Source organism: Streptomyces sp. NPDC110618 (genome assembly GCF_055657065.1).
Map to the genome: position 1 here is coordinate 415,724 of NZ_JBVKBN010000005.1, position 13,210 is coordinate 428,933.

Annotated in this window: 12 protein-coding genes; 3 read left to right on the top strand and 9 right to left on the bottom strand. The window is 72.1% G+C overall.

The annotated features are described in order from the left end of the window. Positions 1-95 precede the first annotated feature (95 nt). From ACZ7L7_RS13010 to ACZ7L7_RS13030, 5 genes are all read right to left on the bottom strand, one after another. Entirely contained in the window at positions 96-851 is a 756-nt protein-coding gene (locus ACZ7L7_RS13010; protein ID WP_472075798.1) for an SDR family oxidoreductase, read from the bottom strand. A 5-nt stretch (positions 852-856) separates the two neighbouring features. Beyond that, entirely contained in the window at positions 857-2,641 is a 1,785-nt protein-coding gene (locus tag ACZ7L7_RS13015; protein WP_285515503.1) for a glycoside hydrolase family 15 protein, read from the bottom strand. Between the two features lie 97 nt (positions 2,642-2,738). Further along, positions 2,739-3,533 (bottom strand): SURF1 family cytochrome oxidase biogenesis protein, encoded by a 795-nt coding sequence (locus tag ACZ7L7_RS13020; protein WP_285515504.1) that lies wholly within the window; start codon positions 3,531-3,533, stop codon positions 2,739-2,741. A gap of 49 nt (positions 3,534-3,582) precedes the next feature. Then, entirely contained in the window at positions 3,583-3,816 is a 234-nt protein-coding gene (locus ACZ7L7_RS13025; RefSeq protein WP_093724102.1) for a hypothetical protein, read from the bottom strand. Between the two features lie 75 nt (positions 3,817-3,891). Further along, the gene (locus ACZ7L7_RS13030) at positions 3,892-4,875 is read right to left on the bottom strand and encodes a DEDDh family exonuclease (protein ID WP_285515543.1); all 984 of its coding nucleotides are present in this window, start codon (positions 4,873-4,875) and stop codon (positions 3,892-3,894) included. A gap of 160 nt (positions 4,876-5,035) precedes the next feature. Between ACZ7L7_RS13030 and ACZ7L7_RS13035 the strand changes: the two genes are divergently transcribed. The 3 genes from ACZ7L7_RS13035 (at position 5,036) to ACZ7L7_RS13045 (ending at position 7,434) form a co-directional block, all read left to right on the top strand. Beyond that, on the top strand, positions 5,036-5,746 hold the full coding sequence (locus ACZ7L7_RS13035) for a VIT1/CCC1 transporter family protein (protein ID WP_471428398.1): 711 nt from the start codon (positions 5,036-5,038) through the stop codon (positions 5,744-5,746). Between the two features lie 162 nt (positions 5,747-5,908). Next, positions 5,909-6,775 carry a sterol desaturase family protein gene (locus ACZ7L7_RS13040; protein WP_471428399.1) on the top strand — a complete coding sequence of 289 codons (867 nt, stop codon included), beginning with the start codon at positions 5,909-5,911 and terminating at the stop codon, positions 6,773-6,775. Then, entirely contained in the window at positions 6,772-7,434 is a 663-nt protein-coding gene (locus ACZ7L7_RS13045) for a lysoplasmalogenase (RefSeq protein WP_453601197.1), read from the top strand. Before ACZ7L7_RS13040 ends, ACZ7L7_RS13045 begins: the two co-directional genes overlap by 4 nt. A gap of 24 nt (positions 7,435-7,458) precedes the next feature. Here ACZ7L7_RS13045 and ACZ7L7_RS13050 read toward each other — a convergent pair whose 3' ends face one another. The 4 genes from ACZ7L7_RS13050 to ACZ7L7_RS13065 all read right to left on the bottom strand — a co-directional run bounded on the left by ACZ7L7_RS13050 (position 7,459) and on the right by ACZ7L7_RS13065 (position 13,009). Further along, on the bottom strand, positions 7,459-8,463 hold the full coding sequence (locus tag ACZ7L7_RS13050; protein WP_285515508.1) for a CopD family protein: 1,005 nt from the start codon (positions 8,461-8,463) through the stop codon (positions 7,459-7,461). A gap of 98 nt (positions 8,464-8,561) precedes the next feature. Continuing rightward, a complete protein-coding gene (locus ACZ7L7_RS13055; protein ID WP_285515509.1) occupies positions 8,562-9,881 on the bottom strand; it encodes a CoA transferase in 1,320 nt (439 codons plus the stop codon). An 82-nt stretch (positions 9,882-9,963) separates the two neighbouring features. Further along, on the bottom strand, positions 9,964-11,460 hold the full coding sequence (locus tag ACZ7L7_RS13060; RefSeq protein ID WP_285515510.1) for a S8 family peptidase: 1,497 nt from the start codon (positions 11,458-11,460) through the stop codon (positions 9,964-9,966). Positions 11,461-11,485: 25 nt separating this feature from the next. Continuing rightward, on the bottom strand, positions 11,486-13,009 hold the full coding sequence (locus ACZ7L7_RS13065; protein WP_471592444.1) for a S8 family peptidase: 1,524 nt from the start codon (positions 13,007-13,009) through the stop codon (positions 11,486-11,488). Between the last annotated feature and the right edge of the window lie 201 nt (positions 13,010-13,210).

Sequence of the window (13,210 nt, forward strand, 5' to 3'; positions counted from 1 at the left end):
GCCGTACCGCGGACTCCGCGCGGGCCGGCAGGGGCTCGGCGCACGCAGAACGTGCCGCCGAGCCACCGGGCGGTGCCGGTCGGGGGCGCCGGGTCTCAGAAGCCGCGTCGTGCCCCGCCGTCCACCGGGAGCATTACGCCCGTGAGGTAGGACGCCGCCGGGGAGAGCAGGAAGGCTCCGGCGCGGCCGAACTCCTCCGGGGTGCCGTAGCGGCGCAGCGGGATGCGGGATTCCGCCGCCGCCCTCGTGGACTCCGGGTCCGCCGAGAGGGCGTCCAGTTCGCGTACCCGGTCGGTGTCGATGCGGCCCGGGAGGAGGCCGACCACACGGATGCCGCGCGGGCCCAGCTCGTCCGCCAGGGACTTGGCGAACCCGGCGAGGCCGGGGCGCAGGCCGTTGGAGATGGTCAGGCCCGGGATCGGTTCGTGGACCGAGCCGGAGAGCACGAAGCCGATGACGCCGCCCGTTTCCAGTTCCGCCGCCGCCGCGCGGGCGAGGCGTACCGCGCCGAGGAACACCGACTCGAACGCCGCCTGCCACTGTTCGTCGGTGTTGTCGGCGACGAAGCCGGGCGCCGGGCCGCCGACGCTGACCAGCACGCCGTCGAAGCCGCCGAAGTGCTCGCGCGCGGCGGCGATCAGCCGCGCGGGTGTCTCCGGGTCGGCGTTGCCCGCGGCCACCCCGACCGCGTTCGGGCCCAGCGCCGCCGCGGCCTCGGTGACGGTCTTCTCCTCCCGCCCCGAAATGATCACTTTGGCGCCCTCGGCGACCAGCTCACGCGCGGTGGCGTTGCCCAGCCCGCGCGTGGCGCCCGTGACGACGAACACCCGGTCCTTCAGTCCAAGATCCATGGCCCCTATCCTGCATCGTCCGCCCCGAACAGGGCGAGAGCGGTGTTCACCAGACCGATGTGACTGAACGCCTGCGGGAAGTTGCCGAGCTGCTGCCCTGCCACCGGGTCGTACTCCTCCGCCAGCAGCCCGACGTCGTTGGCGAGCCCCACCAGCCGTTCGAACAGCTCCCGCGCCTCCTTCTCCCGGCCCGTCATGTACAGCGCGTCCGCGAGCCAGAACGAGCACACCAGGAAGGTGCCCTCCCCGCCCGGCAGCCCGTCCACGGCCGTCTTCTCGGCGCTGTAGCGGCGCAGGAAGCCGTCGTGGCCCAGCTCCTCGCGGACGGCGTCCACGGTGCCGATCACCCGCGGGTCGTCCGGCGACAGGAAGCCCACGCGCGGGATCAGCAGCAGCGAGGCGTCCAGCTCGCGCGAGCCGTAGTACTGCGTGAAGGTGTTCCGCCCGGGGTCGTAGCCCCGCTCGCACACCTCCCGGTGCACCTCGTCGCGCATCGCGCGCCAGGCGTCCACGTCGCCCTCCAGCTCCGGGTACTTCTCCACCGCCCGCACCGCGCGGTCCGCGGCCACCCACACCATCACCTTGGAGTGCACGAACTGCCTGCGCCCGCCGCGCACCTCCCACAGCCCCTCGTCCGGCTGCCGCCACGCCGTGCACAAGAAGTCCATCAGCGCGACCTGCAGCGCCCACATGTTCGGATCGGACGGCAGATCCGAACCGCGGGCCAGCGACAGCGAGTCCATGACCTCGCCGTACACATCGAGCTGGAGCTGGTTGACCGCCTCGTTCCCGATCCGGACCGGACTGCTGCCGGCGAAGCCGGACAGCCAGGGCAGGGTCATCTCGGGCAGCCGCCGCTCGCCCGCCACCCCGTACATGATCTGCAGGTCCGCCGGGTCGCCCGCGACCGCGCGCAGCAGCCAGTTCCGCCACGCCTCGGCCTCCTCGTGGTACCCGACGGCCAGCAGCGCGTTCAGGGTGAGCGTGGAGTCGCGCAGCCAGCAGTAGCGGTAGTCCCAGTTGCGCACCCCGCCCAGCTCCTCGGGCAGCGAGGTCGTGGCGGCGGCGACGATGCCGCCGGTGGGTGCGTAGGTGAGCGCCTTGAGCGTGATCAGGGAGCGGACCACGGCGTCCCGGTAGGGGCCGGTGTAGCGGCAGCGGGCCGACCACGCCTGCCAGTCGGCGACGCTGGAGCGCAGCGAGAGCTCGGGGTGGACCAGCGGCGGGCGGGGTTCGTGGGAGGGGTGCCAGGTCAGGACGAACGCCACCGACTCGCCCTCGGCGACGGTGAACTCCGAGACGGTGCGGTGGTCCTCGCCCCAGGTGCGCACCTCCGGCTCGCTGCGCAGCCACACCGAGTCCGGGCCCGCCACCGCGACCCGGTGGCCGTCGGCGCGGCGCATCCACGGGGTGATGGAGCCGTAGTCGAAGCGCAGCCGGAGCGTGCTGCGCACGGTCACCTCGCCGCGCAGGCCCTCGACGATCCGGACGACGTCCGGGGCGCGGTCCCGCTGCGGCATCAGATCGGTGACCCGGACCGCCCCTTCGTCGGTCTCCCACTCGGTGTCCAGGACGAGGGTGTCCGGCCGGTAGGCGCGCCGGGCGCACCGCTCGGCGCCGACGGGGGCGATTCTCCAGTGGCCGTTGTTCTCGTCCCCGAGCAGCCGGGCGAAACAGGCGGCGGAGTCGAAGCGGGGCAGGCACAGCCAGTCGATGGAGCCGTCCGTGCCGATCAGTGCGGCGGTCTGCTCGTCGCCGATGAGCGCGTAGTCCTCGATTCGGGGGTGCACGGGGTGCGGGTTCCCTGGAGGGGGCCACGACAATCCGGCCGCCGCGGCAATCCGGCCGTACGGCTCACATACCGACCGGAGTCGCGGGTGCCGTCGCTCACACCGCCGCGGGTGCCGCCTCCGCCGCGGACTCCTCGGCCGCCTGCTCGCGCCGGTCGCGCACCTCGCGGCGGACCAGGATCACCCAGCCGACCGGGACACCGAGGGCGAACAGCCACCACTGGACGGCGTACGCGTAGTTCAGTGCGGCGTTCTCGTCGCCGGGCTCGCCGAGCTGCTCCGGGGTGTCGCCCTTCGGCGCGGGCGCGGTCTGCGCGATGTAGCCGCCGAGTACCTCGGCGCCCAGGCGCTCGGCCTCCAGCTCGCTGTTGATCAGCATGATCTGCCGGTCGGGCAGGCCTTCGAGGTTCTTGATGCCGCTGGCCTCGGTCGTCTCGTCCGGCATCAGCCGGCCCTTGACCGTGACCTCGCCGCGCGGCGGGGCCGGGACCTTCGGGAACTCCGTCTGGCTGACACCGTCGGCCGGGATCCAGCCCCGGTTGACCAGCAGCACCCTGCCGTCCTTCAGCACGAACGGGGTCAGGACGTGGTAGCCGACCTTGTCGTCGGAGTTGGTGCGGCGGCGGACGACGACTTCGTCGTCGGTGTCGAAGCGGCCCTCGGCGGTGACCGTGCGGTACCGCTCCTTGGTGGTCACGGTGTGCCCGGGGGCGGTGAGCTCCTGCACGGGAACCGGCTTCGCGGACAGCGCGTCGGCGACCAGCTGATTGCGGGCCGAGCGCTCGTCGTAGCGGTGCATCTGCCAGATGCCCAGCCTGATCATCGTGGGGATGAGCAGCAGGGCGACCAGCGTCAGGATCACCCACTGCCGGGACAACAGGAAGCGGTACACCCCACGACCGTACAACTCGGTCGTGGGGTGCCTTCACGCGGGTACCGGGTCACACCTTGTCGACGATTCCCACCTTTCCCTCCGCGCGGGCGCAGTGGCCGCCGCAGTACCAGTGGCCCTCGACCTCCACGCCCTGCCCGATGATCTGGACGCGGCAGTGCTCGCAGATGGGGGCCATGCGGTGGATCGCGCAGGAGAAGCAGTCAAAGACATGTACGGCGCCCTGGGCGTGCACCTCGAAGGACATCCCGTAGTCATTTCCGCAGACTTCGCATCTCGCCATGCGCCACAGGGTGAGCCGTCGGTGCGGTACGGGCGAGCGGGTGACGGGCGAGTCGCCCGGCAATCACCCGTACGGTCACCCTTCGGACGCGGGTTCCACATCGGCGAGGAGCTGCCCGAACGCGGCCTCGTCGACGACCGGGGTGCCGTACTGCTTGGCCTTGACCACCTTGGAGGTGCCCGAGTCCGGGTCGTTGGTGACCAGCAGGCTGGTCAGCCGGGAGATGCTGGTCGCCACATGCAGCCCGGCCTCGATCGCCCGGTCCTCCAGCAGGTCCCGCTCCACGGAGGTGTCACCGGAGAAGGCGATCCGCATGCCCTGCTTGAGCCTTTTGCCTGCTTCGTACCGGCCCGGGTTGGGATACGGGCACGCGGGCCGCTTGCGGGAGGGGCGCCAACTGGTCGGCCGGTAGCCGCCGTACCCCGACGACTGGCGGGGCACCGCCCGGTCCGTCCACTCCGTCAGCGGACGGCACTCGTGCAGCGGCAGGCGTACGCCGCCCTCGGCCGCGGCGCGCAGGCTCGGCCGGAACGCCTCCGCCAGCACGCGCGCGTCGTCCAGCGCGTGGTGCGCCCGCTGCTGGACCACCCCGAAGTGCGCGGCCAGTGACTCCAGCTTGTGGTTGGGCAGCGGCAGGCCCAGCTCCTTGGAGAGCGCGATGGTGCACAGCCGCTGGCGCACCGGCGCCTCGCGCTGGGCGCGCGCGTACTCGCGGGCGATCATCTGCCAGTCGAAGACGGCGTTGTGCGCGACCAGCACCCGGTCGGCCAGCCGCGCCGAGAACTCCTCGGCGATGTCCGGGAAGAGGGGCGCGCCCTTCAGCATCTCGCTCGTCAGACCGTGGATCCACACCGGGCCCGGATCGCGCTCCGGATTGACCAGCGTGTACCAGTGGTCCTCGACCTCGCCGCGCGCGTCCAGCCGGTAGACGGCCGCTGAGATTATCCGGTCGTCCCGGGCCAGTCCGGTGGTCTCCACGTCAACGACCGCGTATCCCTTCGGATACGCGGTCGGCCACTCCGGGCGCGAGGACGCTGCGGTCGTACGGTCTTCGAGCATGGTCATTGAGAATACGGGCCGGGACTGACAGCGACGGCCCGAGCCCCCGGATCGGCACCCCGTCAGGTGGCCTGCCACGCCCGCCCGTTCGAGTGTCGGTCCGGGATGCGGGTCAAGTCCCCTCTCGCGCGGGGCTGTCCGGAATGTCATCCTCCGGGGTGTGACGGAAGCAGCGCGCGACGAGGCCGACGAGGGCTCGCTCGGAGTACGGCTGAACTGGCTGCGGGCCGCGGTGCTCGGCGCCAACGACGGCATCGTGTCCACCGCCGGGCTCGTGATGGGCGTCGCGGGCGCCACCGAGGACCGCTCGGCCCTGCTGACGGCGGGTCTGGCGGGGCTGCTGGCCGGGTCGCTGTCGATGGCGGCGGGGGAGTACGTCTCGGTCTCCACCCAGCGCGACTCCGAACGGGCCGCACTCGCCGCGGAGAGACGGCAGTTGCGCGAACGCCCCGAGGAGGAGCTGGCGGAGCTCGCGGACCTGCTGCGCCGGCGCGGACTGTCGGAGGACGTCGCCGAGGAGGCGGCCGAACAGCTCACCGAGCGGGACGCGCTGCGGGCGCACGCGCGCGTGGAGCTCGGTATCAACCCCGACGAGCTGGCCAACCCCTGGCACGCGGCCTGGGCGAGCTTCCTGGCCTTCACCGTGGGCGCCCTGCTCCCGCTGCTCGCCATCGTCCTGCCCCCGTCCGGCGCCCGCGTCCCGGTCACCGTCGCCTCGGTCCTGGCCGCCCTGGTCCTCACCGGCTGGACCAGTGCCCGCCTGGGCGCGGCACCCCCCGGCCGGGCGGTGGCGCGCAACGTCACGGGCGGTGCCCTCGCCATGGGCGTCACCTACGCGGTGGGCAGTCTGCTGGGCGCGGCCGGGGTCTAGGCGTGCCGGCCGGCCGATCCGCACGAAAGGCCCCAGTCGGACATTCCTCCACCACCGGGGGGCCAGTTGGAAGAGATCGCCAACAAGTAAGCGCGTACCCCCGGTAATACTTGTGAGTAACAACCCCTAGCCGTGGCCGACCGGCGGTTCTACGGTGCCCCCATGCCGAACCTGCCCGATGTCGTGCTGTGGTCGATACCCGCCTTCGTCCTGCTCACCGTGATCGAGATGATCAGCGTCCGCATCCATCCGGACGAGGACGCCGCCGGCTACGAGACGAAGGACGCCGCGACCAGCCTGAGCATGGGGCTCGGCAGCCTGTTCTTCGACTTCCTGTGGAAGATCCCGATCGTCGCGATCTACACCGCGATCTACGAGCTGACCCCGCTGCGCGTCCCCGTCCTGTGGTGGACGGTGCTGCTGATGCTGCTCGCCCAGGACTTCTTCTACTACTGGTCCCACCGCGGCCACCACGTCATCCGCATCCTGTGGGCCTGCCACGTCGTGCACCACTCCAGCCGCAGGTTCAACCTCACCACCGCGCTGCGCCAGCCCTGGACCTCGCTGACCGTCTGGCCGTTCTACGTCCCCCTCATCGCCTGCGGTGTGCACCCGGCCGCGCTCGCCTTCTGCTCCTCGGCGAACCTCGTCTACCAGTTCTGGATCCACACCGAGCGCATCGACAAGATGCCCCGCTGGTTCGAGTTCGTCTTCAACACGCCCTCCCACCACCGCGTCCACCACGCCTCCCAGGGCGGCTACCTGGACCGCAACTTCGGCGGCATCCTCATCGTCTGGGACCGCCTCTTCGGCTCCTTCGTCGCCGAGACCGAGCGCCCCGTGTTCGGGCTGACCAAGAACATCGACACCTACAACCCGGTCAAGGTCGCCACCCACGAGTACGTCTCCATCGCCAAGGACCTGAAGGCGGCGCGCAGTTGGCGCGACCGGGCCGGGCACCTCTTCCGCGGCCCCGGCTGGCAGCCCGCCGCGCGGCAGACCCCGGCGCCGGAGAGCGTGTCGACGTGACCCGCAAGCACCTGCTGCTGTCCGCCTTCGCCCTCGCCGCCGCCGTCGACCTCGGCTCCCTCGCGGCCGGGTTCGACCCCGGGCACACCCTCGCCAAGCCCCTGCTGATGCCGCTGCTCGCCGGGTACGCCGCCCTGTCCGGGGCGCCCCGGCTGCTGGTGGCCGCCCTGCTGTTCGGCTGGGGCGGCGATGTGTTCCTGCTGTCGGACGCCGATGCCGCCTTCCTCGCCGGGATGGGCTCCTTCGCCGCCGGGCACGTCTGCTACCTGCTGCTGTTCCGCGGCGGTACCCAGCGCCCGCTCCTGCTCGCCGGGTACGGCCTGGCCCTGACCGCCACGGTCGTCGCCCTCTGGCCCGACCTGCCCGCCGAACTGCGCATCCCGGTCGCCGGGTACAGCCTGCTGCTCACCGCCATGGCCTACCGGGCCGGCAGTCGGTTCGGACTGCTCGCCGGGCTCGGCGGGGCGCTGTTCATGCTCTCCGACACCCTCATCGCCACCGGCGTCGCCGAATGGCCGCAGCCGCTCCGCCCCGACCTGTGGATCATGCTCACCTACATCGCGGCCCAGTACCTGCTGACCACCGGCACCCTGCGCGCCCTCGAAGCGCGCCCGGGCCCGGCGGCGACGTACGGTGAGGTGCGCTCAACCACCCCCTGAGCGCACCTCACCACCTCGCGGCCCTCACCATCTGATCGGGATCGGAAGCGCCGTCAGCAGTCCCGACACCGCCATCACCACGCCCAGCCCGACGACCTCCGCGCGCGCGGGGACACAGGCGCTGAGCGGGTCGGCCGCCCGGCTCAGCCGGATCCGCGCCCACAGGGCCAGCGCGGCGACGGCCGCCACCAGCAGCACCTTGGCGAGCAGCACCCGCCCGTACGCCGTCTCCGTCAGCTGGTCGAGGATCGTCTCCGACGGCATGCGCCGCAGCGAGGAGCACACCCCGGTCGCCGTGACGGCGGCGAGCGCGACGGCCGCCACGCGCGCGTAGAGCCCGAGCAGCGCCGCGCCCGCCGCCGTGCGGTCGCCGCGCAGCGTGCGCAGGGCGTGCAGCAGACCGCCCGTCCACAGCGCCGCGGCCGTCAGGTGCACCAGCGTCAGCCCGGTGCCGATCATCGGGGAGTGCTCGGTCGTCGGGTGGGCGCGCAGCGCCTCCGCCACGACGATCGCGGCCAGCGGCCAGACCTGGATGCCCGGACGCCGGGACAGCGCGCACATCCAGGCCACGGCGAAGGCGTTCACCTCCAGCAGCGCCAGCTTGCCGTCGCGGGTCGCGTACAGGCCGCCCAGGTCCAGGTCGGAGGGGCTGCTCGGGACCAGGTTGCCGGAGGAGACGACCGAGGCGAGCCCCAGCGCGGCGACGAAACCGGCGGCCGCCGCGTACACCGCCCAACTGCGCGGCGGGGCCGGGGGAGTGCCGGGCACCGCCCGGGCCAGCCGGTTGATCAGCAGCTCGCCCACCGGGACGGACAGCGCCAGGAACAGCACCGTCCGCAGCAGCGCGATGCCGCCGTCGCCGGGGGCGTCGGCCTCGCCGGTGCCGTGCAGCGCCACATTCGGCCCGAGCAGCGGGATCAGCGCCCCGAGCAGCACCAGGGCCAGGACGGCGACGGCCCGGCCGGTACCGGGACGCCGCACGGGCTCGTTCGCGTCGGCCCTCTCCGACGTGGGTCTTATCAAGGTCACCTCATGATCTTCACCAGTCGTCCCAGAACCGGGCAAGCGCGGGGAAACAACTGGCGGTACGAATTCCGTCCATGGGTACGTATCGGGCGCCCGGCCGTTCAGACAGGGTGCCACCGCGCGGGGTCACTGCCCCAGACCCCGGGCGGCCGGGACCAGTCCACCGGCCCGCCGGCGAAGGACACCGGCGACCGCGCGTACCGCAGCCGCCCGAGCGCGCTGTCCGTCTCGGCAAGCCACGGCCCGGGCCCCTCGTACGCCGGTCCGTCCGCCGCCCCCGCCTCGATCTCGTGCGTCAGCCAGCGCGCGGTCCGCGCCAGCGCCAGCCGTACGACCCGGCCGTACCCCTCCGTGAGCCGCCCGGTCAGCGCCCGCAGGATCTCCGCGGCCAGCAGGTACCCGGTGCCGTGGTCGAGGGCCTGCGCGGGAAGTGCCCCCGGCTGCTCGGGCGACCCCTCCAGCAGGGAGACGCCGGTGGCCGCCTGCACCAGGCTGTCGAAGCCGCGCCGCCCGCCCCAGGGCCCGTACGCGCCCCACGCCGACAACTGGCCCACGATCAGCCCCGGCCGCCGCTCCACCAGCGCCTCGGGGCCGAGCCCGAACCGGTCCAGGGCGCCCGGCCGGTAGCCGGTGACGACCACGTCGGCCTCGCGCAGCAGCTCCTCGAAGGCCGCGCGGTCCCGGGTCAGGTCCAGGGTCGCCGAGCGTTTCCCGAAGCCTGTGTCGGCGTGCTGGTCGGGGAGTTCGGGGATGCCCGGCGGGTCGACACGCAGGACGTCGGCGCCCAGCAGGGCGAGGGTGCGGGTGGCGACCGGTCCGGCGAGGACCCGGGTCAGGTCCAGGACCCGTACTCCGGCCGCGGGCAGCAGGGGAGCGGGCGGTGGGGGCAGGGGCGGCAGGGCACGCGCGCGTGCCGTGTCCAGGCGCTCGCGCTCGACCAGGGGCCGCCGCGCCACCTCGGCCGCCTGGGGATGCGCCGCCCACTCCTCGGGCGTGCGTACGGCCACGGCGAGCCCTCCGGCCGCGTACACGGCCTCCTCGACCTCATGTGCCGACCGCTCGGCCAGCGCGCGTTCCACGCCCTCCGCGGGCACGCCCAGGGCGCTCAGCAGCCGCTCACGGTGGTGGGGGTAGTTGGCGTGGGTGCGCACCCAGCCGTCCGCCGTGCGCCAGAACCGCGACAGCGGGGCGAAGGTGACCGGGGCCCGGCCATTGATCAACAGATGCCGTTCGCTCACGAACGCCGTGGCGACGGCACCGTCGTCCACCAGGACCTCCGGCACCTCCCGCAACCCGGCCCGCACCGCCCCCAGTTCGGCGCCGGCCAGCGCACACGCGCGCACGCACGCGCGTGCCAGCTCCCGCGCGGGAAGGCGCGCCGGGAGAGCGCCTTCCCGCATCACCATCTTGATGTCGGTCATGACTGCACTATGCATGATTGACCGAATCAATATATGGCGGGAGCCCGTGCTTCCTACTTGGTGCTCTTTACTTGGTTGCCTTTTACTTGGTCACCGCGTCCAGAGCGTCCGCGACTCCCCAGCCGTAGAACCCGTTCCGGTTCTTCGACCCCTCGCACACGGCGTCGATCTCACCGTCGCCGTCGATGTCGTAGGGGTCCCCGCACGCCTTGGCGTCGGCCTGCGCGTACAGCAGGGCCTTCACCGCAGTCGGCGGGAGATACGGACGCGTGGACTTGATCAGCGCGGCGACACCCGCGACATGCGGCGACGCCATCGACGTACCGGCCATGTAGCCCCAGCGGCCGCCGGGCAGAGTGCCCAGGATCAGTCCGCTGGTGGCCGGCGGTTCCGGGGTCTGGAAGCGGGTCGAGTCACCGCCGGGCGCGGCGATGTCGACCACTCCCAGGCCGTGGTTGGAGAAGGACGACTTCAGGCCCTTCGCCCCGGTCGCGGCGACCGTCACGACACCCGGCAACTGGGTCGGGATGTCCAGGCACTTCGACGGGTCCACGACCCGCTCGACGGGCGTGCCGTCGTTCGGCGAGACCGGGTCGGTGATCTCGTCGGCCGCGAGGTCGTAGTTCTCGTTGCCCGCCGCCGCGACGTTGACCGTGCCCCTCTTCTCCGCGTAGCGAGCGGCCCGGGAGACGGCCTCGACGAGGGCCGTCTGGTCCGGGTCGTTCTTGCAGTTGAAGTACCAGGGGTCGGTGTAATAGCTGTTGTTCGTCACGTCGACGCCGTGCTCGGCCGCCCACACGAAGCCGCAGACCACGGCCTCCGTGTAGAAGTAGCCCTCGGTCGTCGACACCTTGATGCCGGAGACCTTCACGCCCGGCGCCACACCGGTCATGCCGATGCCGTTCTTGGCCGCCGCGATCTCACCGGCCACATGGGTGCCGTGCGGGCTCTCCGTCGGCCCCGGACGCCAGGCGCCCTCGGTGGTGTCCGGCTTGCCCGTCACACAGTTGACCGAAGCGTCCCGGTCGAAGTTGGGCGCGAGGTCGGGGTGGGTGTCGTCGACGCCGGTGTCGATCACCGCGACCGTCACCTTGGAGCTGCCCAGCGACTTCTCATGGGCCCGGTCCGCCTTGATGGCGGGCAGGTCCCACTGGAGCGGCTGCAGGGGGTCCTGCCCCTCGGCCTCCGCCACGGCCGCGACCTCGGCGGCGCTGAGCACCTTCGGGGTGCCGACGTCCGTGGTCGACTGCGCGGGCAGCGGGGCGTTGCGGGTGTTGCCCGCCGAGGACACCCCGGGCACCTTGCGCAGCACCTTGGCGAAGTCCGGGTTCGCCGAGTGGACCACGATCACGCCGATCCGGTCGTACGACGTCACGACGGTGCCGCCGGCCTTGGCGATGGCCCGCTCCACCCGGGCCGAAGGGCCGTGTCCGGGCTGGACGTTGACGACATAGCTGAGCTGGATCGCCTCCGCCTCGGCCGCCGTCGACACGCCCGGCAGCAGGGCGATGGCGGTCGCCAGGGCCGTTCCGGCGCCGACGGCCAGAGCGCGACGGGAGCGCGGGAAGTGCGCTGTCATGGTGTCAGTCTCTCCCGTCCGCCGGTCACTTGACCGCGCGCAGCGCGTTGACGATGCCGAAGCCGTAGAAGCCGTTCACGCGCTTGCCGCCCTCGCACACCGCGTCCTGCGTGCCGTCACCGTTCTGGTCGTAGGACTCCGGGCAGCCCGGGTTGTCCGCCTGCGCCTTGAGCAGCGCCTGGAGCTGCGCCGGGGACGCCCACGGGTGCTTCGACTTCAGCAGCGCGGCCACACCGGCGGCGTGCGGCGAGGCCATCGAGGTGCCCTGCAGCCAGGCGTACTCCCCGTTCGGCATGGTGGACAGGATGCGGCCGTTCTTGGAGGGCGTGTCGGGTATCTGGTACAGCCGGTCGCCGCCCGGCGCGGCGATGTCCACGACGCGGTAACCGTAGGTGGAGTAGTACGACTTGAGGTTCTGCACGCCCGTCGCGCTGACCGTGACGATGCCGGGCAGCTGGGTCGGGACGTCGAAGCACTCGTGCGGGTCGATGGTCCGCTCGACCGGGGTGGTGTCGTTCGGGCTGCTGGCGTCGACGATGGCGTCCGAGGCCAGGTCGTGGTTGGAGTTGCCCGCCGAGGAGACGTGCAGGGTGCCCTTCTTCTGGGCGTACAGCTGGGCCCGGTTGACCGCGTCGACGATCGCCCGCTGGTCGGGGTCGTCCATGCAGTTGTACAGCCACGGGTCCACGTAGTAGCTGTTGTTGGTGATCTCCACGCTGTGCTCGGCGGCGAACATGAACGCGCAGACGACGTTCTCCGGGTAGAAGAGGCCGTTGGTCGGGTCGCTCACCTTGATGCCGGCGACCTTCACCCCGGGGGCCACACCCGCGACACCGATGCCGTTGCGGGCGGCGGCGATCTCACCGGCCACGTGCGTGCCGTGGTAGTCGTCCGCGGTGTAGGGCCGCCAGGCGCCGTCGCTGGTGTCCGCGACACCGCCGACGCAGTTGGCGGACTGGGACTTGGAGAAGTTCGGCGCGAGGTCCGGGTGGGTGTCGTCGACGCCGGTGTCGATGACGGCGACGGTCACCTTCTTGGAGCCCGGGTTGATCTTCGCGGCCTTGTCGGCGCCGATCGCGCGCAGGTCCCACTGGTCGGCTTCGAGGGGCTCGCTGCCGGGGGCGGCGGCCTTCGCGGCCTGGGCCGCCTGAGCCGCCGTCAGGTACTCGGCGGCGCCCTGGTCGGTGGTGCCGGCGGCGGTCAGCGGCGCGGTGCGCGTGGCGCCCGCCGACTGGACCCCGCGCACCTTGCGCATGGTCTTGCCGAAGTCCGGGTTGTCCGAGTGAGCGACGATCACGCCGATCTTCTCGTACGTCGTCACGACGGACCCGCCCGCCGCGACAACGGCCTTCTCCACCGACCTGATGGTGCGCCGGTCCGTCTTGGTGTTGACGACGTACGCCAGCTTCGTGGCGTCCGCGGACTGCGCCACGGTCTCCGCGGGGGGAGCGGCCGTGGCGGCGGTCGGCAGGAAGCCGAGCGAGGCGGTCAGCGACAGCACGACGGGAACGGCCAGCGCGAGCCGGCGTCTGGAAGGCAGATGAGCCATGGGATCTCCACATCATCCGGTAAACGAGACCTGCCCGAGACACAGGTGGTGCTCGGGCAGGTACATGACGGGTGTGCAGGGTGAAGCTATCTCCCCGCGTAGCGCCCAGCAATGACCTTCCGGAAGTCAGTGGGGAAAGAACCAAGCCACGTTGAACCGGTTCTCGCGTGGCGCCGTGGACGTTGAACAGGGGGCGTGAGC